This window comes from Fictibacillus sp. BK138 (assembly GCF_004216955.1).
GTDB lineage: Bacteria > Bacillota > Bacilli > Bacillales > Fictibacillaceae > Fictibacillus.
In genome coordinates this window covers 1,782,876-1,805,537 of record NZ_SGXL01000001.1, presented here as the reverse complement: position 1 = coordinate 1,805,537, position 22,662 = coordinate 1,782,876, and the positions used below count along the sequence as shown (strand labels likewise).

Annotated in this window: 16 protein-coding genes; 13 read left to right on the top strand and 3 right to left on the bottom strand. The window is 38.9% G+C overall.

Going from position 1 to position 22,662, the window contains the following annotated elements; all coding sequences use genetic code 11:
• Window positions 1-244: 244 nt before the first annotated feature.
• The gene (gene katA, locus EV282_RS08910) at window positions 245-1,705 is read left to right on the top strand and encodes a catalase KatA (protein WP_130295505.1); all 1,461 of its coding nucleotides are present in this window, start codon (window positions 245-247) and stop codon (window positions 1,703-1,705) included.
• Between the two features lie 64 nt (window positions 1,706-1,769).
• On the opposite strand, the gene cbpA is transcribed toward katA, so the two are convergent.
• Window positions 1,770-2,417 (bottom strand): cyclic di-AMP binding protein CbpA, encoded by a 648-nt coding sequence (cbpA, locus tag EV282_RS08905; protein ID WP_130295504.1) that lies wholly within the window; start codon window positions 2,415-2,417, stop codon window positions 1,770-1,772.
• Window positions 2,418-3,038: 621 nt separating this feature from the next.
• Between cbpA and abc-f the strand changes: the two genes are divergently transcribed.
• From abc-f to EV282_RS08875, 6 genes are all read left to right on the top strand, one after another.
• Complete coding sequence (gene abc-f / locus EV282_RS08900; RefSeq protein ID WP_130295503.1) at window positions 3,039-4,658, top strand: ribosomal protection-like ABC-F family protein; 1,620 nt, start codon at window positions 3,039-3,041, stop codon at window positions 4,656-4,658.
• 105 nt (window positions 4,659-4,763) lie between these two features.
• Window positions 4,764-6,305, top strand: a complete 1,542-nt coding sequence (locus EV282_RS08895) for an FAD-dependent oxidoreductase (protein WP_130295502.1) — start codon at window positions 4,764-4,766, stop codon at window positions 6,303-6,305.
• Between the two features lie 539 nt (window positions 6,306-6,844).
• Window positions 6,845-8,584, top strand: coding sequence for an ABC transporter ATP-binding protein (locus EV282_RS08890; protein ID WP_130295501.1), 1,740 nt, complete (start codon window positions 6,845-6,847; stop codon window positions 8,582-8,584).
• Complete coding sequence (locus tag EV282_RS08885) at window positions 8,581-10,359, top strand: ABC transporter ATP-binding protein (RefSeq protein ID WP_130295500.1); 1,779 nt, start codon at window positions 8,581-8,583, stop codon at window positions 10,357-10,359. Before EV282_RS08890 ends, EV282_RS08885 begins: the two co-directional genes overlap by 4 nt.
• Before the next feature lie 480 nt (window positions 10,360-10,839).
• A complete protein-coding gene (locus EV282_RS08880; RefSeq protein ID WP_130295499.1) occupies window positions 10,840-11,598 on the top strand; it encodes a tryptophan-rich sensory protein in 759 nt (252 codons plus the stop codon).
• Between the two features lie 25 nt (window positions 11,599-11,623).
• Window positions 11,624-12,061, top strand: coding sequence for a hypothetical protein (locus tag EV282_RS08875; RefSeq protein WP_130295498.1), 438 nt, complete (start codon window positions 11,624-11,626; stop codon window positions 12,059-12,061).
• A gap of 46 nt (window positions 12,062-12,107) precedes the next feature.
• Here the strand turns inward: EV282_RS08875 and EV282_RS08870 are convergent, their stop codons facing one another.
• Window positions 12,108-13,436 (bottom strand): oligosaccharide flippase family protein, encoded by a 1,329-nt coding sequence (locus EV282_RS08870; protein WP_130295497.1) that lies wholly within the window; start codon window positions 13,434-13,436, stop codon window positions 12,108-12,110.
• A gap of 135 nt (window positions 13,437-13,571) precedes the next feature.
• On the opposite strand from EV282_RS08870, the gene EV282_RS08865 reads away from it, so the two are divergent.
• The 6 genes from EV282_RS08865 (at window position 13,572) to EV282_RS08840 (ending at window position 21,433) form a co-directional block, all read left to right on the top strand.
• Window positions 13,572-14,843: a M24 family metallopeptidase gene (locus EV282_RS08865; RefSeq protein WP_130295496.1), complete on the top strand. Its 1,272-nt coding sequence runs from the start codon at window positions 13,572-13,574 to the stop codon at window positions 14,841-14,843.
• Between the two features lie 95 nt (window positions 14,844-14,938).
• Window positions 14,939-15,436, top strand: coding sequence for a GNAT family N-acetyltransferase (locus EV282_RS08860; protein WP_130295495.1), 498 nt, complete (start codon window positions 14,939-14,941; stop codon window positions 15,434-15,436).
• A gap of 100 nt (window positions 15,437-15,536) precedes the next feature.
• On the top strand, window positions 15,537-16,277 hold the full coding sequence (locus EV282_RS08855; protein ID WP_130295494.1) for a CBS domain-containing protein: 741 nt from the start codon (window positions 15,537-15,539) through the stop codon (window positions 16,275-16,277).
• 382 nt (window positions 16,278-16,659) lie between these two features.
• Window positions 16,660-19,614, top strand: a complete 2,955-nt coding sequence (gene fdhF / locus EV282_RS08850) for a formate dehydrogenase subunit alpha (protein ID WP_130295493.1) — start codon at window positions 16,660-16,662, stop codon at window positions 19,612-19,614.
• Window positions 19,607-20,161, top strand: coding sequence for a DUF1641 domain-containing protein (locus EV282_RS08845; RefSeq protein ID WP_130295492.1), 555 nt, complete (start codon window positions 19,607-19,609; stop codon window positions 20,159-20,161). The genes fdhF and EV282_RS08845 overlap by 8 nt, the downstream gene beginning before the upstream one ends.
• Window positions 20,162-20,173: 12 nt before the next feature.
• The gene (locus EV282_RS08840; RefSeq protein WP_130295491.1) at window positions 20,174-21,433 is read left to right on the top strand and encodes an L-lactate MFS transporter; all 1,260 of its coding nucleotides are present in this window, start codon (window positions 20,174-20,176) and stop codon (window positions 21,431-21,433) included.
• A 300-nt stretch (window positions 21,434-21,733) separates the two neighbouring features.
• On the opposite strand, the gene EV282_RS08835 is transcribed toward EV282_RS08840, so the two are convergent.
• Window positions 21,734-22,636, bottom strand: a complete 903-nt coding sequence (locus EV282_RS08835; protein ID WP_130295490.1) for a LysR family transcriptional regulator — start codon at window positions 22,634-22,636, stop codon at window positions 21,734-21,736.
• Between the last annotated feature and the right edge of the window lie 26 nt (window positions 22,637-22,662).

Sequence of the window (22,662 nt, the reverse complement as noted above, 5' to 3'; positions counted from 1 at the left end):
AATTTTCCATAGACTCACTGGAAAGTTGATTGGAGAGGAAATCAACTACTTACAAGAACAAAATAGTTTACGGAAAACCAGCATCTATCCCAGATGCTGGTTTTTTGTATATGATATTCTACCATTCGACAGATTATAACATTTTTCATATTAGAATTATTATAAAAAAGTATTGATTATCCATTGAGAAGTGATATCATTAAAGTTGTACAAGAAAACTAATAAAATAATGAGGTGATTTAGTTTGAGTAATGGAAACAAACATCTTACTACCAACTGGGGAGCACCTGTAGGGGACAACCAGAATTCTATGACAGCAGGATCAAGAGGTCCAACATTGATTCAGGACGTTCATCTTTTAGAAAAGCTAGCTCATTTTAATAGGGAGCGTGTTCCAGAGCGTGTTGTACATGCGAAAGGAGCTGGGGCTCACGGGTATTTTGAAGTAACGAATGACGTGAGAAAATATACAAAAGCAAACTTCTTATCTGAAGTAGGGAAAAGAACACCCTTGTTTGTAAGGTTTTCTACAGTTGCCGGAGAGAATGGTTCTGCTGATACAGTGAGAGATCCCCGCGGATTTGCTGTTAAATTTTATACAGAAGAAGGAAACTATGATCTTGTTGGTAACAATACACCGGTCTTCTTTATCCGAGATGCTATTAAGTTTCCAGATTTTATTCATACTCAAAAACGTCATCCTCAAACACACTTAAAAAATCCGAACGCAATCTGGGATTTTTGGTCATTATCGCCTGAATCTCTTCATCAGGTAACGATCCTTATGTCTGACCGTGGTATTCCTGCGACATTCCGCCATATGCACGGCTTTGGAAGCCATACCTTTAAATGGGTTAATGCAGAAGGTGATGGAGTTTGGATAAAATACCACTTTAAGACAGAACAGGGCGTAAAGAATCTGTCAAACGAAATAGCTGCAAAGATTGCTGGAGAAGACCCTGATTATCATACAGAAGATCTTTTCAATGCGATCGAAAATGGCGATTTTCCTGCTTGGAAACTCTATGTACAGATTATGCCTCTAGAGGATGTGAATACTTACCGGTTCGATCCGTTTGATGTTACAAAAGTCTGGTCACAAAAAGACTATCCTCTAATTGAAGTAGGCCGTATGGTTTTAAATAAGAATCCGGAAAACTATTTTGCAGAAGTCGAACAAGCTACATTTTCACCTGGAACATTAGTACCAGGAATTGATGTATCTCCTGATAAGATGCTTCAGGGACGCCTTTTTGCTTACCATGATGCACATCGTTATCGTGTAGGAGCAAACCATCAAGCACTGCCGATCAATCGTCCACGCCATGAGGTAAATAATTATCAGCGAGATGGCCAAATGCGATTTGATAATAATGGGGGAGGATCTGTTTATTACGAGCCTAATAGTTTCGGTGGCCCTAAAGAATCTCAAGAAAGTAAACAAGCTGCATTTCCAGTCACAGGGGTGGCGGACAGTGTAGGCTATGATCACCATGATCACTACACACAGCCTGGAGATTTATATCGCCTGTTAAGTGAGAAAGAACGTTTACGGCTAGTAGAAACCATTGTTGGCGCCATGAAACCGGTCGAGCATGATGAAATAAAACTGCGCCAGATACAGCATTTCTATAAAGCAGATCCAGACTATGGCACGCGTATAGCAAAAGGACTTGGGTTAGCCGTCCCGCAAGAAGTTAAATAAATCACCATAAAAAATACGTTCCCCCAGATGGCGGGAACGTATTTTAATATTGCTAGTTTACAATTTAAACTTTCGCAAAAGTTCTTAGGTCTTCTATATCCGCTACTTTAAATCCATTAGCCTCAACACGATGGACCAACTCATCGATTTCTTTGCGCGTAACACTTTTATTAAATGTGATGACTACTCTGCGCAAAAATTGCTTTCCAGCGTCCTGTGTAAACACACCTTCAATATTGTATTCCTCATGGATGGCCGTGAATAGTTTTCTAAGCGAACCTTTTCCTTCTGTAGTTGAGACAGTTAAAGAATAGCCGCCATTTTTAATTCCATATGAATCTTGCAAAATGTCCATTACTTTAGAATGAGTAATAATTCCTAAGAAATTATGTTCATCATCGACAACCGCCATGAAAGGAAGACGGCGGATCGAGAACAGCACTTTAAAATAAGCTGTATTTTCATGGATGAAGGCATCTGTTTCTTCTACAACCCTGCTTACATTGTCTTTAACAGAGCCTACATTATCAATGATATAATCGGATGTTGTCTCCTTAAAAAGCAAGCCCACAAACTTTTGTTCTTTTTCATCTAATACTGGAATACAGCGGTATCCAGATTGAATGATTGTATAACGGGCTTCACTAATTGACATATTTTCTGTTACATATGTTACTTTGGATTTGGATAGATAATTAGATTTTACTTTCATAAGACACACCCTTTTCAGAATTATATAAATATTTAAAACTAATTCGCTATAAATTGCAATATACCTGCTTTTCTCTTCGATTTACTGCAACTTTTTTCCCTGTTTGCACATTTGAAAATTCTGTCATATAATAAAATAGAAATTATTTTACATAACTATGTAAGGAGGTGTAAGGAATGCTTAAAGGTGTACAACTGTTTAGCTGGCTGGTCGTTTTTCGTTCAATTACTTATGTGATTTTTCGTAATTGGTGGAGTCTGTCCAAATTCAGCTATTCAAATATTGTACTTCGATAAGTAACCTTACCCTTTCCTTTTTCAATGTTAAAGATAAAACCATGGGCAGGTACTATTTGCTCATGGTTTTTTTATTGAAGGCTGTTTTCGCAAACTTTGTTGTTTTGAAAGTAGTTGATTTACGTTCCAGGTCGCTCGCTTTCCGCGGGGCGGGCGGTGAGCCTCCTCGCGCTTTGCACGTTTAGGAGTCTCACCTGTCCCACTCGTCCCGCAGGAGTCTCGCACCTTGCACTCCAATCAACCTATCAATGTAGCAACAGTCTTTTAGAAAAGTGCCTTTTTGAAAAAGGACAGTGGCATAACTTGATTTAAGGAGACATGTAAAATGATTATATGCACTGTTCAAAACCTAAAGAAAATGTACGGCGGAAATGAGATACTTAAAAATATATCGTTTGAAATACACGAACAAGATCGAATTGGCATTGTCGGTCAAAATGGTTCAGGAAAGACAACTTTATTTAAACTGTTAAGCGGTTTGGAGCATAGTGACTCAGGTTCAATTTTTATTAAAAAGGATGCAGCTGTAGGATACCTTGCCCAGCTGTCTGATCATGATGTTCATTCCACAGTTTACGAGGTTATCTCGGCAACATTTCAAGAAATTAAAGACATTGAAAAGAGGATCGAAGAAGTAAACCTGCAATTAAGTGATCCTTCACAAGGAGATCGGCTTGAAAAGAATTTAAACAAACTATATAAACTTCAAGAACAATACGAGAATTTAGGCGGCTATGCAATAGAATCAAAAATAAATGGTGTTTTAGTGGGGCTTGGTATATCTCATCTTACAAATCATCTATTTAAGCAAATAAGTGGTGGTGAACAAACAAAAGTGGGGTTAGCTTGTCTGCTTCTTCAAGAACCAGAACTTCTTCTGCTGGATGAACCTACTAATCATTTAGACATTGATACAATAAACTGGCTGGAAAATTATTTGCAGAAATACAAAGGTGCAGTAGTAATTATCAGTCACGACAGATATTTTTTGGATAAGGTTACTAGGAAGACGATTGATTTCGAAGATGGGGAATGCACCGTATATCACAAATCTTACTCTGGATTTGTAAAAGAAAAAGAAAACAATCTCTTGCTGGAATTTGAGAAATATCAAGAACTGCAAAAAAAAGTAAGGAAAATAAAAGAATCAATCAAACAATTGCGGGATTGGGGAGCGCGTTCAGGAAATGAAAAGTTCTTCAAACGAGCGAGAAGTATGGAAAAAGCACTTGCACGTATTCAAAATATGAAAAGACCACAGCTTGAACGTAAAAAAGCAGCTTTTGAATTTAATGTGAATAAAAGAAGCGGTCAGGATGTTGTTGTTTTAGAACAAGCAAGTAAGTTAATCGAAGATCGTTTGATTCTTGAAGATATTGACCTTCAGGTAAGGCACGGAGAAAAGATTGCTCTCATCGGTAAGAACGGTTCGGGTAAAACTACATTAATAAACTGTCTGCAGCATAACGATTTTGATTTTGGTGCTGTTAAGCTTGGATCCTCCGTTTCGATTGGATATCTATCACAAAAAGGACTCGAAGCAGAAACTGATTTGACCGTACTTGACATTTTTCGAGATAAAGTAACTATGGAAGAAGGCGAGGCCAGACATCACTTGGCAAAGTTCTTATTCTATGGTCCTTCTGTTTATAAAAAGGCTAGTGATCTAAGTGGAGGCGAAAGAACAAGGTTAAGACTCGCACAACTTGTATATGAAGGGTTTAATTTTCTTATACTTGATGAACCTACGAATCATTTAGATATTGATTCACGCGAAGCGTTAGAAATAGCTTTAGAAGAATTTGAGGGTACCGTAATGGCTGTAACACATGACCGTTATTTTATGAATAAGTTATTTAATAGAACGATATGGCTGGATAATGGCAAGATCGAAAACTATACAGGAAATTACGATTATGCTCTTGATAAAAGAATGATCAAGTAAATTTGGAACAGGCTAAATTTTAGCCTGTTTTTTCTTTTTGGGGTTGTGACTATCACATACTGGGAATAATGGATAAAAACATTGTTTAAATATAGGAGGTACTCCGTGAATAGTTTCGAACAAAATTTGCCGCAATACCCTGAACCACTTTGGAGGGATAATGTCGATTTGCCCCAATATCCTGCATTAAAAGGAAATGAACACACAGATGTTGTTGTAGTAGGCGGAGGAATCGCAGGTATAACAACTGCTTATCTGCTAGCTAAAGAAGGACTTCAAGTAATATTACTTGAAGCTGGAAAAGTCTTGAACGGAACAACAGGCCATACAACGGCAAAAATCACATCTCAGCATGGTGTCATTTATGACCGTCTCATCTCTCATCTAGGGCTAGAACGGGCAAAAATGTATTATCAATCTAACGATGCTGCAGGTCAGTTCATTCATAATTTCATAAAGAAAAATGGGATTCACTGTAACTATGAAACTCATGATGCTTATCTTTATGCGAATACAGAACAAGGAATAAACAAACTCCAAAAAGAAGCTCGAGCATATGAACAGCTTGAGATTGACGGTGATCTAACTGAAAACATGCCTTTTGATATCCCTCATAAAAAAGCACTTGTAATGAAAAACCAAGCACATTTTCATCCTGTTAAATACTTGATTGCGCTATTAAAAGAAATGGAATCACTTGGTGTAAAGATTTACGAAAATACAACAGCTTCTGATATACAGGAAGATAAGGAAGATAAAAAAGCAATCGTAAAAACAGAAAATGGAAATGAAGTGAAAGGAAATTTTGTAGCTTGCTGCACACATTTTCCGTTTTTCGATGGAATGGGTTTTTATTTTACAAGGATGATGGCAGAACGTTCTTATGTCTTAGCGGTTAAAACGAAAGATAAATTCCCTCATGGAATGTATTTGAGTGTAGATGAAACTGTAAGATCGTATAGATCCATTCTGCAAGATGGAGAACATGTAGTTCTTGTTGGCGGTGAAAGTCATCAGACTGGACAGGGAATTCCAACACATCAGCATTATGAAGCATTATTAAAAGAAGCAAAAAAATCACTTAACCTTGATAGAGTATTGTACCGCTGGTCAGCTCAAGATCTTATCACACTGGATAAAGTTCCATTCATTGGTAAGTTAACACACAAGCATGATCATATCTTTGTAGCTACCGGATTCAGAAAATGGGGGATGACAACTGGTACACTAGCTGCCCATATCATCCGGGATCATATAATGGATAGAGAAAACGAGTTCGCCGATCTGTATAAACCACAGCGTTTTCAAGCAGACCCTTCAGATATAAAGCAGTTTGTTAAAGAAAATTCCGATGTAGCAAAGCATTTTGTGTCAGGAAAGTTAGACAAGCCGTCTAAGAATCCTCGGAGCCTTAATAAGGACGAAGGCGGTGCAGTAACTGTTGACGGAAAACGATGCGGAGCATATCGAGATGCTAATGGTGAGTTGCACGTTGTTGATACCACGTGTACACATTTAGGCTGTGAAGTGGAATGGAACAGCGGTGAAAGAACGTGGGACTGCCCTTGTCACGGATCCCGCTTTACTTACGATGGAGCAGTAGTAGAAGGCCCAGCCACTAAACCCCTAAAACGTGTAAATCCTTAAACCCCAAAAATCACTCAAAAAGACGATACCAAACAGTTGCAATATAAGCGACTTTTGGTGTTGGTCTTTTTTTGTTTTTGTTCGTTATTTCTTTTTAAGAATAGGAACTATTATTAATTAGCTCTTCTCTTTAAAAGCTCTTCTCTAAAAAATTGTTGCTGGAGGCACTTTGTTCAATTCTCTTCGTAGATAAGTTGATTGGAGCGTGCAAGCTACATGAATAATCATCTCGAAAGGCATGCGACGAGGAAGCCACATCGACAGGATTTGCATGTAGACGCAGGAGCACAAATGCTTCATTGTACATAAATCTTGCGCTAGGAGGTTCACCGCACACCCCACGGAAAGCGAGCATCCTGGAGAGGAAATCAACCACTTTCAAAGAGCTACAAAGTTTATACCATCAATTTTTTTATAATTGATTAAATAAATACTTCATATATTTTTCTTATATTGAAAAAAATAACAAGTAAAAATAATGATAATTTTTAGAAAATGGTTTAAAATAAAGTGCTTAGGAGCGAGAGGGGGAAATAAATATGAAGCTTTTAAGAGAGACACTTAAGCATTTTAAACCTTATTGGAGGGGGCTTCTGCTTGCTTTTGGTTGTTCACTAATCGGAGGTGCTTTTACGGTAATACCTCCTATATTAGCCGGAAAGCTAGTGGATGAAGTGCTTCCAAATCAAATGACAGATATGATCGGCTGGCTTGTGGCAGGAGTACTGTTTGCATTTTTATTTAAAGTGGTTTTCGAATCACTTCAAGAATATATTCAGGTTCAGATTGGCTTGGATGTGATTACTGATATGCAGATGAGAGCTTTTGGACGATTGCATCGTACACCTATGTCATTCTTTACGACTACGCCTCGCGGGGATATGCTTTATCGCCTTACGCATGATGTAGAAGCTGTACAAAACTTGAATAACACTGTTGTACCTCGATTTGTCCAGCAGGTGGTCAGTGCTGTAGCTGCATTTATCGCAGTATTTGCTCTATATTGGCCTGTGGCGATCGTTATGTTCTGTGTATTCGCAATTTATTTATACCCATCATTTAAACTTGGAAATACGATGAGAAAAATGAGTGCAGTGCAGCGTGATATGCGTGCTGACATCTATCATCATCTTCAAGAAAGTATCGAATCCACAAGACTTGTTCGTACATTCCAAACACAAGAACGAGAAGTACATACACAAGATAATAAACTTACGGACTGGAAAAACTATTCGATTCGTGCTGCCTTGATCGGTAAAGTAAACTGGAGACTGGGTAATCTATTCAATATTGCAACACCTGGTGTCGTTATGTTAGTAGGAGGAATGGCTGTTTGGAACAATACCATATCAGTGGGGACGCTCGTAGCATGTCTCGGCTTTATTCCTACGATGTTTTTCCCTATTCGTTCTCTTGCAGAGAATGCATTAATCATCCAGCAGGCAATACCTGCCCTGCAACGAATCTATGAATATTTTGACCTCCCGGTTGAACATGAAGAGAACCTGCCAAAAATGAACGCAATACGTGGGGATATAGACGTTAATAATCTATGGTTCCGCTATCCTGGAAATGATGAATATGTTCTTAAAGGTGTGTCTCTTAGCATGAAATCCGGTCAGCACATAGGAATAGTCGGAACGAGCGGCGGGGGAAAATCAACTCTTATACAATTACTGCTTGGTCTATACGAACCTGAAGCAGGAACCATCGAAGTAGATCAGCAAAATCTATTTGATTACAACCGCAATTCTTTCCGTCAGCAAGTCGGAGTTGTGTCACAAGAAACTTTTCTATTAAACAACACACTTCGCATGAATCTATTATATGGAAGAAAAAATGCGACTCAGGAAGATTTAGATGCAGCATGTGCAGCATCGGGACTAACGGAATTTATTGCTGCACTCCCCAATGGATATGAAACCATAGTGGGAGAACGTGGTCTTAAACTATCAGGAGGTCAAAGGCAACGTGTTGCTTTAGCAAGGGCCATCTTAAGACATCCAGCTCTATTAATCTTTGATGAAGCAACTTCTTCTCTTGATGGTGAAACGGAAGAACGTGTTCAAGCTGCTTTAGAGAACCTTATCCCTGGCCGAACAACAATTACCATTGCTCACCGTCTCGTTACAGTTCGAGAAGCGGACAAAATTTTGCTCTTGGATAAGGGCATTGTTGCAGAACAAGGAACTCATGAGGAACTTCTTGCACAAAGAGGACAGTACTATGAACTCTATATGGCCCAATACAGTGAATTAGAAAAGGAGAGAGCGATATGAGCCAATTAGCGGCCAAACCGAAAAACCGTGACGGCAGGCGCGTTCTTGCCTTTTTAAAACCACATAAAAAATGGGTGTTCGCAGATGCTTTTGTCATTGCAGTAAGCCAAGTTTTCTCTGCGCTTATTCCAACACTGGCTCTTGGATGGTTAGTTGATACAATCCTACCTGGAGAGTCTAATAAGCTTTTATGGGGATTAATGTGGCTCCTCGTCTTTGCAGCTGTTGCTGACTTAATCTTAATGGTAATTGATGAATACTTTTGTCACCAGGTTGCTAAATCGGTAACGAACTGGCAAAAACTTCGTTTGTTTAAACATCTGCAGATCTTGCCGTTCTCTTTTTACCAGAACAATCAATCTGGGGAGATGATGGCAAGGGTATCTGACGACCCTGATACCCTACACAATTTCCTTGCATGGGAAGGTTCTACCTTCATGGCTTCCGTTCAAGGAGTAATCCTTTATAGCATCGTTTTGCTTTGGATTCATCCATACCTTATGATAACAAGCGTAGTGTTAGGGGTTATCTTCTATTTAACATCTAATGCAGTGGGGCAAAGAACACGCCAAGCATCAGCAAACGCCAGAAAAGAAGCATCTCGTTATCTTGAAAGACTTCGTGAGTCTGTTACAGGCATCCACCTATCAAGAGTTCTTGGTGTTTCTGACGGAGAAGTGCAAAGTGTTGCTGAAATCCGCAAATCGTTCATAAAAGAATCTCGGTACGAATTAAAAGCACGTATGCAATCAATCGTCGTTATCGGGAGTTATAATGGACTTGGTTTAGCGGTTGTTTATGGGCTGAGCGCTTATTTAATCTGGAATGATAGATTGACTGCAGGTGAGATGCTTACAGCTGCTGGCCTTGTTGCAATTGCTGCAAATGAAATGCAGAAAATGCTCAGAAACTGGCTATCTGTAAGAAGGACCGGGCCAGCTCTCGATCGTTCTGAGATTTTATTAAGCGAAAAGACTTCAAATGCAGAAACCGAAAAAGGTATAACCTTGCCTCAAGTAGTGGGGTCGATTGAATTAAGGGATGTAGCGTTTGGCTATCCTGAAAAAGATGAACAAGTGCTTAAAGGCTTATCATTTATCGTACAGCCTGGTGAAGCGATCGCACTTGTCGGTCCTAGCGGTTCCGGGAAATCTACGATCGTCGATTTATTACTCCGTCTATATGAACCAGACAGCGGTTCTATTCTTTTAGATGGCAAAGATATTTCATCTATTAATGCTGGGTGGCTTCGTTCACAGATCGCTATTGTTTCACAGGATGTTCAGCTGCGGAACGGTTCACTTGCTGATAATCTCCGGATAGCGAAGCCTGATGCTACTGATGAAGAGTTATTAAGTGCAATAAATGACAGCGGTCTAGGAGATTTTATCCAAACACTGCCTGAAGGCTTAAACACATTGGTAGGAGAGCGGGGAAGTTTATTATCTGGCGGTCAAAAACAAAGATTGTCTCTTGCCAGGGCTCTTGTGAAGGATGCGGCTATTCTTATCCTGGATGAAGCAAGTTCTGCACTTGATCCTATTACAGAGGTTCAGGTTAATGAAGCGATCAACAAGAGAAAATTGAAGCAAACTGTTTTTATCATCTCACATCGATTATCAACGGTCCTTGCTGCAAATCGCATTATCGTTATTGAAAACGGCAGAATGATTGAAACCGGGAAACATGAATCACTGCTTGAATCAGAACATGGTGTTTACAGCCGCTTATTCAAACGTGAAGCAGAAATTGGCACTCAGGCATTTAGCAATTAACCTTCTGGAAAGGCAGTCCAAATAAGGATTGCCTTTTCTCATAAGGCTCATTTCTAAAGCTTGTTGTTTTTGAATGATTCTTTTCTCTACCTATGCAAGTTGATTGAAGAGCAAGGTTGCCGACTCCTCGAAAATGGAAAGTCACATTTTCTTCGTAAGATGTTTCGCTGCCGAAGCCTTCCTTGTCCTATGGGACGAGCGTGCCTCCTACTTGAGTATTCTTCTCGCAAGGCATCCGACGAGGAACACACTTCGTCAGAATTTACTTTTAGACGCAGGAGCACAACAACTTCTTTGAATGTGAGACTCCTAATGGCGTGTAGCGGCAGGAAGCTCACCGCACGCCCCATGGAAAGCGAGCCAACTGGAGTGGAAATCAACTACTTACTAGAGCAACAATGTATAAAAAAACAGCCTCTCATAAACAATCTCTAAATGGGGTATATAAGATTAAAGAGATCCTATTAGGAGGTACAACAGATGTCCGAAAAGTTTAGAGCGTATTGTAATATATTGGCTCTAGGAGCAGTTATTTTAGTTAATTATCTGGCAAACGCGTTACCGTTAAACGGGAATACAACAGGTGCACTGTCAGCTAAGTATAATGTCCTTATTACACCAGCAGGATATGTATTCTCGATTTGGGGATTAATCTATACGTTGCTGGCTATATGGGTATTTTATCTAGCCATGCCTAAACATATTAATCAACCTGCTTTCAAAAAAATAGGTTATTGGTTTGTTATTAGCTGTTTATTTAACTGCCTTTGGATTTTTGTGTGGCACTATGAAAAACTGATTTCCTCACTTATTGTAATGATAGGATTACTGCTTTCTTTAATCATTATTTATTCAAAAATCCAAAGCGATGAGAATCGCCCAAGATTTGTTCTGGCTCCTTTTTCAATCTATCTAGGATGGGTAAGTGTAGCTACTATCGTTAATACTTCCGTTGTACTTAAATATTCGGGATGGAATGGTTTCGGGCTTTCTTCAGAAACTTGGACGATTACTATGCTTATAGTTGGAACGATATTAGCCATTGTTTTTGCTTTTAAAAAGGATGATTTCATTTATCCGCTCGTTTTCGTTTGGGCGTTTATCGGTATTGGTATAAGGCATATGGGTGATCTAGATATCATTGCTAATTTAAGCTTCTCTTTAGCTGTATTGCTTTTGTTATTCATTATTTGGAGAGCATCAAAACGGACAAATATTTTAAGACCAATGCGTACTTAATTTATTTAAAAATTGGGGGATTAGTATGGTGAAATTATCAATGCCAGCCGGCTTATTACTTGAAGCTGCAATTGCTGGAGGGGTTGACGGAGATCATTTGGTAGATGTTATTAGACAAAAAAATATTAGTGCTTTGCGTCATATAGGTAAAGAAGAAGCTAGCTTGCTCAACTTCTTTCAATACGCTGAAGAGCATTGGGAGGATATTGTACACGCTATTCATAATGGCTATATGTTTAAGTTTATTACAATTAGAGGGTTACAAAATTTGCTTCAGACAAGATTTTCTTTCAAGGAAGAGGAACATTTTAAGATCGGTGACTCATGGCTTGAGCTAGGTTTGAACGAATCACAGCTTGAATTTTTACAATCTCGTATTCCTAATCAATGGGCGTTCGTAAAACAAGAAAATAGCCCTTATAACTTTCGCGCAGTCCTTGCTCATACTCACAAAGTTGTCTGATAAAAAGCATCTCTTAAGGAATTTCCCTTTAAGAGATGCTCTTTTTTTATTCTTGAAAATTGTTCCTTGCACTCAGCCAAAAGGTAATTCCGATCGCTTTGCAGACTGAAAAGTAATGAAGCAGCATAAGAAGAACGGAACCTGCATTCATACCAATGATAACACCGTGCATTCCAAATGAAGGCTGTGAACCAAGTAAATACATAAGAAAAAAAGAAATAACTGTTGACCATATAGACTGGATAAAAGCAGTAGTGATCAATCCTAGACCAATTAAATATGCCTGAAGAGGGATTAAAAAAAACGTAAATAAAAAGCATGGCCATAATAGCTCAAGATAGACTGCAGCCGAAGCAGAGTGAAAGAACATCACCGTCAATTTCTCAGAAAACAAAAGAAAAATGATAACTGCAGGAAAACCATAAGCTGCAGTAATTTTCATAACCCTTATTAGAAGCATTTTCAAAGTATCTACATCTTTTTTTGCAGTCGCTTCTGAGACAGTCGGGATTAAGACCACGAGCAAAGAGTGTGCGATAAATGCAGGAAAGAAACCAATCGTGATAGCAACACCTGCAAGAAGCCCGAACTGTTCAGTTGCTGCCACATCAGATAGTCCGGTCAACGTAAGTGAGTATTTAATCAAAAAAGGCTGAACTGCATTTGTAAATGCATGAAAAAGCCGCAGTCCTGTCGTTGGGATTGTCACGGCCATTAAACTTTTTGTAACTTCACCTGCACTTAAATCTTGGTTCGATTGATATTTCATTTTCCTGAATTGCAGCAAATAAGCGGTAAACAAATAAACAAAGACAACAAGTTCACTGCCAACGAAAGTAGCTAATGCAATTAAGATAGCTGTTTCTCTATCAAAAGAGAACAATTGATAAATACCTGCCAGCAATACGAGCTGTACAAATTTACGAAATAAATTTGAAAAAGCGAGTTTTCCCATCTGCTGTTTCCCCATGAAAAATCCTCTTGCGATCGAGGTCAGTGAGATAAGGGGAATTAATAACACCATCAACCATCTTACAAGCGGATGATAACTGTTGAACACTGGGATATAAGGCAGTATAAATACAGCAATAATAATCATAGCTGCCGTTAGAATAAGTGTTAGCTTAGTCGCATGCTTCAGCATACTGTAATGCTGATTTTCTTCTTTTTCGGCTACAAACTTAGATATGGAGATCGGCAGCTCTAGACTCGCGATGATAATAATTAGAATCACAGTTGGAAAAATTGACATGTAATGTCCTAATCCTAGTTCTCCTAACTGACGTGCAAGTATCATATTCACAATGAATTCTATGCTTTCTCCCACTAATGCAGCAGCTGCAAGTAAAAGGACTCCCCGAAAAAATATATTCATATCATGGTGCATCTCCTTGTACACTTTGTCCTCCTATTCATATGCATCAAATTATAAAACAAGACCACGAAGGACTTTGCATAGAGAAAGGAGAACAGTGTAATCAGACATTGATAGAGAGGACTGAGAATTATCGTGACAATCCAAGCAGATCAAAGAACTTTTAAAATAAAATCCCTAATTGAAAGAGATAAAATAACAGATGAATGGCTGCTCACAAGGCTAGAGGATCTATTGCCTGTTCTAATGAATAAGCATAAATTTGATATGTGGATTACACTAGGCAGAGAATATCATGAAGATCCAGTAGCTCTTACTCTTTTTCCTTCCTCAATAGACAGCTCGAGGCGTTTAACGATATTTGTATTTATTAGGGAAAAGAAAACAGAAAAAGTAAAAAGACTGGTAATTTCATCAAATAAACGATTTGAACCTTATTATACCTGCTGCTTAGGGATGAAAGGTGAAGGTCCGTTTGAAATACTCCGAAAACTAATGGATACCTATCAGCCAGATCAAATCGCGGTAAACGTTTCTCCCTATTATTCATTCTGTGATGGGTTAAGCCATTCCTTTTATCAGACGATGACAGATACGATTGGAAAGGAGCACTCATCTAAATTAGTGTCTTCAGCACCATTGGCTATTGATTGGCTTCAATTACGAACAGAATCTGAACTGGAAGCATTTAAAGAACTGGCGTCAATTACCCGTGAAATAGCTAAACAAGCTTTATCTGATCAAGTGATTACCCCAAATCAAACTACAACTCGAGAAGTAGTGGAATGGATCAGGCAAAAAACCTTTGATCTTGGATTAAAAACTTCTTTTTATCCTACAGTTGACATTCAAAGAAAAGGGTCCTCTGCTGACAGGATTGAAGACACTATACAGCCTGGCGATATTGTTCACCTTGATTTCGGCATTGAATACTTAGGTCTTTGTTCCGATACACAGCAGTTAGCCTATGTCCTGTATCCAGAAGAGCATGAAGTTCCAGAAGGACTCCGGAAAGCTTTAATCATAGCTAATAAATTTGAAGATCTCGTTATGGATACGGTAAAACCTGGAATGTCAGGTAATGAAGTCTTTGAAAAAATAATAAAAAAAGCTGTTGCCTGCGGCATTTCACCCATGCTATATTCTCATCCAATTGGTTACCATTGTCACGCCGCAGGTCCATTAATAGGGTTATTTGATAAGCAAGAATCCATTCCTGTTCGTGGAGAATTAGAGATTTTGAATAATACGTGTTATGCATTAGAGTTTAACATTAGAGAATTTATACCCGAATGGAATAAGGATATTCCTATATACCTTGAGGAATCAGTGTGTTTCAAAGGTCGTAAATTACATTATCTAACAAAAAGGCAGACTGAATTTTATGTGATACCTTATCAATCTTAATGGCAGGCAACAATTTACAATTGAAATATCTCTTTACCTTTAGTAAAATGGGAAACTGTGTGTTTCTGTAAAAGTAATCTAAAGGGGGGAATTACATGTTGCTGCTTGGACTTGAAAAAGAAACAGAAAACAAACTTGACCGGAATGAACTAGAGTTTCAACTTCTTCGATTACAGAACGATATGAAACAAATAGCGAAAGACTACAATGTAATCGGTGTTGACCAAACAAAAGAGGATAACCTTGTTATCGTATATAAAACAGAAGAAATGGATCAGTGCAAAATCATGCTAAACGATTGTGAATCAAGATATGATGGCTGGGATTTTGCCATTGATGCGATTTATGAAGATGATCATACACTGCATATTGGTGATATTAAAGGACCCGCTAATAAAGGATATGGATCGATCTGCATGGAGTATTTAAAAGAAACTGCATCAGATAATAATATTCCAATAATTAAAGGTTACATTGCTAAAAGAGATTGGGATCACGTTGACCGTTTAATTCACTTTTATGAGAAGCATGATTTTGAAGTAGAAATAGATGTTGAAAACAAATGTGGAAAAATTGAATGGAAAGATTTTTAGAAAAAGTTGTGTATCCTGTGATGCGCTTCTTTTTTTTTGTTTATAAAATAGCTGTTTGCGGGTAGAAAGAGTGTAGTGGATATATAAGGAGAGATAGAACATGACCGTGACCCATTTAAAACCCAATAAAGAAAATGCTTTGTCAGAACGTTTTGAGATCGCATTTAATCAAATTCATAAGTGTCTTATAGATAAAGTTAAGGATATAACGGATGATCGGTTTAAAAATTTAGTTGAAGTTGGAATGAAAAAACATTCTCTAATCAGGTCGTTTTATAATGAGCTTTGCCAGTTTGCGAAGCTTCGTAATGCGATCGTTCACGAAAAAGTTGATCATGATTATTATATTGCAGAACCGCATCTTGATATTGTGGAGCGAATAGAAAAAATAGCAGGTTACTTTCAAAAGCCCGAAACCGCACTAAGTATTGCTACAAAAGATGTTCACCATTTTAAAGAAAGTGACAAATTAGCAGATGTACTAAGCTGCATTAGAGAAACGTCTTATTCACGATTCCCCGTATATAATGAAAAGGGTGAATACCTTTGGCTGTTAACTGCAACCTATTTATTAAATTGGCTAAGCGACCGGCTGGCAGATCAGGTTATTGATCTAAGCAATGCAAAAATATCTGATATCACAAGAAAAAAAGGAAAACAGCTAGTGGCATTTATTTCAAAAACATCAAGTATCTTTAAGGCAGAAGAAATATTTGAAACGTTCCATAAAGAGGATAAAAAACTTGAAGCGATCATCATCACACTAAACGGGAGTGAAAATGAAAAACCGCTTGGGATCGTTACTTCTTACGACTTAATCGAAATTGATTTAGATAGCTGAATTACTTAGACACTTCATAGGTGTCTTTTTTTGGCGTTTTTCGTGAACTTTGTTGTTTTAGAAAGAGGTTGAATTTCCGCTCCAGGTTGCTCGCTTTCCGCGGGGCAGGCGGTGAGCCACATTCGTACGTTTCACTTTTAAGTGTCTCACCTGACCGCCAGTCCCGCAGGAGTCTCGCACCTTCCACTGCAATCAACTCTTCAATGAAGAACTTCAATGCTCATTGTAGTAACATCTTTTAGAAAAGAGCCTTTTTTGTGTTTATATCGCACCACAGGATTTGAATAACAGAATTTGTTTAAGGAGATAACGATTAGGGAATCGGCATTTTTAGATGACTGAATTTTTTGTAAGTAACTTTTATTGAAAGGGTGAATTCATTTTGTCCGATTATTCGATTAGAATTAATGGTTCTGAAGTAAAAGCCAACAAAGATCAAACCATTTTAAACCTTCTTACTGACAGTCCTGATCAAGTTCCTCATGTTTGCTATCATCCTAGTTTAGGACCGATTGAAACCTGTGACACTTGTATTGTAAAAGTAAATGGCGAGTTTGTCAGAGCTTGTTCCACCACCGTCAAAGATGGAGACGAGGTTGATACGAACTCTGATGAAGTGAAAGAAGCTCAAGTTATCGGGATGGACCGGATCCTATTTAACCATGAATTGTATTGTACAGTTTGTGATTATAACAATGGGGGATGCGAAATACATAATACCGTTAAAGAGATGAAGATTAACCATCAAAGTATTCCTTTTGACCACAAACCCTATGAAGTAGATCATTCCAATCCATTCTACAGATATGACCCTGATCAATGTATTTTGTGCGGACGATGTGTTGAAGCATGTCAAGATGTGCAAGTAACTGAAACCCTTTCTATTGATTGGGACCGTGAAAGACCTCGTGTAATCTGGGATAAAGATGTGCCGATCAACGAGTCTTCATGTGTTTCTTGTGGACATTGTTCAACGGTATGTCCTTGTAATGCCATGATGGAAAAGGGAATGGAAGGCGAAGCTGGCTACATGACAGGCATTAACCGGGAAACCTTGCGTCCTATGATAGAGATAACAAAAAGTGTAGAAACCGGTTATGGCTCTATATTAGCTATTTCTGATATGGAAGCGGCTATGCGTGAACAGCGCATTAAAAAAACAAAAACTGTGTGTACATATTGTGGAGTTGGATGTAGCTTCGATGTGTGGACAAAAGGAAGAGAAATCTTAAAAGTGGATCCTCAGATCGAGGCTCCGGCTAATGGTATTTCTACATGTGTAAAAGGCAAGTTCGGCTGGGATTTTGTAAACAGCGAAGAGCGCTTAACAAAACCCCTCATCCGTGAAGGAGATTCATTTAGAGAAGCTTCTTGGGATGAAGCATTGAATCTTATAGCATCCAAGTTTACAGAAATCAAAGAAACATACGGCTCACAAGCATTAACATTTATCAGTTCTTCTAAATGTACGAATGAAGAGTCCTATTTAATGCAAAAATTGGCGCGTGGTGTTATTGGAACGAATAACATCGATAACTGCTCACGATACTGCCAAACACCTGCGACGATGGGATTGTTCCGTACCGTAGGACATGGAGGAGACTCAGGTTCCATTAAAGATATTGAAAAATCAGAGCTTGTAATCGTTATCGGATCCAATACATCTGAGTCCCATCCTGTACTCGCTACAAGAGTTAAACGTTCTCACAAGTTAAATAGCCAGAAACTGATCGTCGCGGACCTCCGTAAACATGAAATGGCTGATCGAGCTGATCTGTTTATTCAGCCTAGGGCAGGTTCCGATCTAGTATGGCTTTCAGCTGTCACAAAATATATTCTTGATCAAGGCTGGGCTGATAAAGAATTTTTAACGAATCGTGTAAACGGTTTAGAAGATTTTAAACAAAACCTTGAAAAGTACACGCTTGAATATGCCGAAAAAGCAACTGGTCTCACTCAAGAAACCTTAATTAATATTGCAGAAACGATCCATCAATCAAAAAGTGTTTGTGTACTTTGGGCGATGGGTGTTACACAGCATATGGGCGGAAGTGATACGAGTACAGCTATTTCAAACATGCTGCTTGTTACAGGAAATTATGGACGTCCCGGAGTAGGATCTTATCCACTTCGCGGTCATAATAACGTCCAAGGCGCAAGTGATTTTGGAAGTATGCCTGACCGTCTTCCATCTTACGAGAAAGTAGCTGATGATAAAGTTCGAGCGAAATATGAGCAAGCCTGGGGTGTGAAGATTCCTGAAGAGCCTGGTCTGAACAATCATGAAATGGTCACTGGCATTCATGATGGACATGTTAAAGCAATGTATTTAAAAGGAGAAGACATGGGGATAGTGGATTCTAATATCAACCACGTCCATGATGCCTATGAAAAGCTTGATTTCTTCGTCGTGCAAGATATTTTCTTAACGAGAACTGCTCAGTTTGCAGATGTCGTGCTCCCAGCAAGTCCAAGCTTAGAAAAAGAAGGTACCTTTACAAATACTGAACGAAGAATCCAACGTCTATATCAAGTGTTGGAACCATTGGGTGATTCAAAGCCTGATTGGCAGATCATCCAGGACATCGCTAACCGTTTGGGGGCAAACTGGAACTACACACATCCAAGTGACATCATGGATGAAGCTGCACAGTTGGCACCGCTGTTTGCAGGTGTTTCTTATGAAAGACTTGAAGGATACAAAAGTCTTCAATGGCCGGTTGCTCCAGATGGGACAGATACCCCGATTTTATTCACAGAAGGGTTCCCGTTCGATGACAGAAAAGCTAAATTATACCCTGTTGATTGGACGGAACCGAAGGAATTTGGTGAAGAATACGATATCCATGTTAATAATGGAAGACTTTTAGAACATTTTCATGAAGGAAATATGACGTATAAATCAGAGGGGATCACATCAAAGACTCCTAATACGTTTCTTGAGATCTCACATGAACTTGCTGATGAAAGAGGAATTAAAGACGGGACTCTCGTACGTCTATCTTCTCCATATGGTAGTGTTAAAGTTCATTGTTTGATCACAGATCGAGTGAAGGGCAAAGAAGTTTATTTACCGATGAACGACAGTGGAGAAGCAGCGATAAATCTATTAACCAGCAGCTATTCAGATAAAGATACTGATACGCCAGCTTATAAAGAGACAAGTGCAAAATTAGAGATCCTGCAAGAAGAAGGTGTTAATCCTCTTCCAAAAACAAACTTCAGATACGGAAACCCTCAACCCCAGATCGGTGTAGCAGTTGAAAAGAAATGGGCAAGAAAAGATTATATATTCCCTGGAGATGTTGTGAAAAAGGAGCGAAACCAACATGGCTAAGGCGATTAAGAAAGTCCAAAAATTTACCGTATCAGAAGAAGAACAGCGAACGAAAGATTTAAGGGAAGTGGAAGATGCTCTAGTAAAAAATAAACAAGCGATTTTGCAAACACTCGAGATAATGAATCATATGCAGGACAAGGGAATCCTTTCGCTGTTAAACGGGTTGTTTGGGCAAGGTGATAAAGTACTGGATATTGCCGTAAAAGCAATGGACAAACCTGAAAACACAAACACGATGAAAAATCTTCTGCTGCTCTTGGGTACGCTTGGGATGATCAACGTGAAACAACTCGAACCATTTTTGTTGAAGATCGATGCTGGAATAGCTCGGGTAGCGGACTATAAAGATACAGAAGAGAAAACCGGTTATTTTGATCTTGTTAAATCACTAAAAGACCCCGAAATAAATAGAGCGGTCACCATTCTGATGCAATTTCTAAAAGGCATGGGTCAAGAAACGGAACCTTATGAAAAAACAACTCAAGATACACCTGAAAAACGAGCAAATCAAACAAAAGAGAAAACGTTAGAGAAAAATGAGTGAAGGAGCTAAACAATGGCGAATAAAGTGAAGAACCGCTGGTTGATTGCTGCGGCTGCAGTTGGAATTCACATATCAATTGGTTCCGTCTATTCCTGGAGTGTATTTACGAATCCACTCCGGGAAAAACATGATTGGGGACTTAGCGAAATCTCGTTAACTTTTAGTATCGCAATCTTATTTTTAGGTCTATCTGCTGCCTTTATGGGACATTTTGTAGAACGTTACGGCCCTCGAATATCAGGTATGATTGCCTCTGCTTGTTTCGGGGCAGGTCTTTTAGGAGCAGGGTTTGCTGACAGTATAGGTTCCTTATATATGCTTTATTTCTTTTACGGAGCACTTGGGGGAATAGGACTTGGAATCGGTTATATTACACCCGTTTCATCTCTCGTTAAATGGTTTCCTGATCGAAGAGGACTTGCTACAGGATTAGCGATCATGGGCTTCGGTTTCGCCTCGCTGATCGCGAGTCCTGTCATCGCGAAACTGATAAATGGAATAGGCATTTCAAACACCTTCTATCTATTAGGCGCCATTTATTTTGCCCTTATGTTTTTATCTTCACTCTACCTCGCCCCGCCTCCAAAGGATTGGCAGCCTGAAGGAATGAAGGATCAAGATCAAAAAGAAGAAAAGAAAACAAAAGACCTAGCGCAGCTAACTGCCAATGAAGCAGTAAAAACAGTTCGTTTTTGGGCACTTTGGTCAATGCTCTTTATAAATGTAACTTGCGGAATAGCTGTTATTTCGGTAGCCTCACCAATGGCCCAGGATATTGCCGGTCTGAGTGCTGGAGCAGCAGCTACCATGGTGGGAATCATGGGTTTATTTAATGGATTTGGAAGAATTGGATGGGCCACAGTTTCAGATTATATCGGACGTCCTAATGTGTATACCACTTTCTTCGCATTACAAACCGTTGCATTTTTGCTGCTGCCAAACGTTACAAATGCGTTTGTATTTCAGATCTTGATTTATTTAATCCTTACGTGTTACGGAGGCGGATTTGCTTCCATACCGGCATACATTGGTGATCTATTCGGAACAAAGCAGCTTGGTGCAATCCACGGATATATATTAACAGCATGGGCGGCAGCTGGTCTTGTCGGTCCATTAGTAGTCTCATGGATTCGAGAAACAACGAACAGCTACTCGCTTACACTCTACATCTTTACAGGTGCTTTTGTGGCAGCATTGGCTATATCACTATTAATCCGTATTAATATCCGCAACATCAGAAAAGCGAATAATAGAACACAAGCCGCAGGATGAAATAATAAGAAAGAGTGACCCAAAATATTCGTTTTTGGGTCACTCTCTTTTTAAATAGAAGCATGATTAGACAGATTAGGCTAACGCCAATACAGATACATTTGTTTAGTGATGCCGCGAAGGGAGGAATAGCTATGATAAAAAGCTTAGTTAACCGTAATTCCACAAAAAAACAGTCATGAGTCCACGAGTTTTGGTATCGAATCCAAAAATTTTAGGTCTGAATCCAAAAGTTTAGACTCTTTATCCACGAGCCTACAATCCTCGACAAATTTCGATCTCCGCCCGTTCTCTATTTTACTATTGATACTGTTCGAGCACAGAGAAGAATTTAATAACAAATTCATAAAACACTTGCTCAGCCGGTGCAAGTTCTCTGCCACGGGGTGTGATGATTCCTACTGTTCGTTTTACATCTGGAATCTCTATAGGGATTTTAACCGTGAAACGAGGTTTCGTTTCATAAAAGGAACTATCGGGTAAAAGGGTTACACCCATACCAGCTGTGACTAAACCTTTTATCGCATCAAGATCTTCACCTTCACAAGCAATTTTGGGTATGAAGCCTGATTCTTTACATGAATTCACAACAACTTCTCGTAAAATGTACCCATCAGGAAATAGAACAAAATCATCATTTCTTAAATCACTTAATAAAAGAGTTCTTTTTTCAGCTAAAGGGTGCTGTTCGGGCAATAATGCAGAGATTTTTTCAGTGAACAATATAAAGCCTTCCAAATCAGGATCATTCGTAGGTACAGGGCCAAGAAAAGCTAGGTCAATGTCACCGTTCTTAACACTTTCCGTTAAAAATCGATACGATCCTTGTCGTAGATGAAAGGCAATATTCGGATGTTCTCTTTTAAAAGCAGAAACTACTGTCGGAAGCAGGTGACCGGCAAGACTAGTCGGAAATCCAATCTTAATCGTACCTCTTTCAGGATCCAAGTATTCATCTATCTGTTTTTTGGCATGTTCGATCGCTTTCATAGCAGTCTTTGCATGTGTTAGAAACAATCGGCCTACAGGTGAGAGTTTGATATTTCTGCCTTCCCGCTCAAACAGTTCGACACCTAATTCTGATTCTAAATTTGCTATCTGACGGCTTACGGCAGACTGTGCAACATGCAATGCAAGTGCAGCTTCTGATACGTGTTCTCGTTCTGCAACTTCAATAAAATAAGCCAATTGACGAATCTCCATAACATTCCCACAACCAATCATTCTCA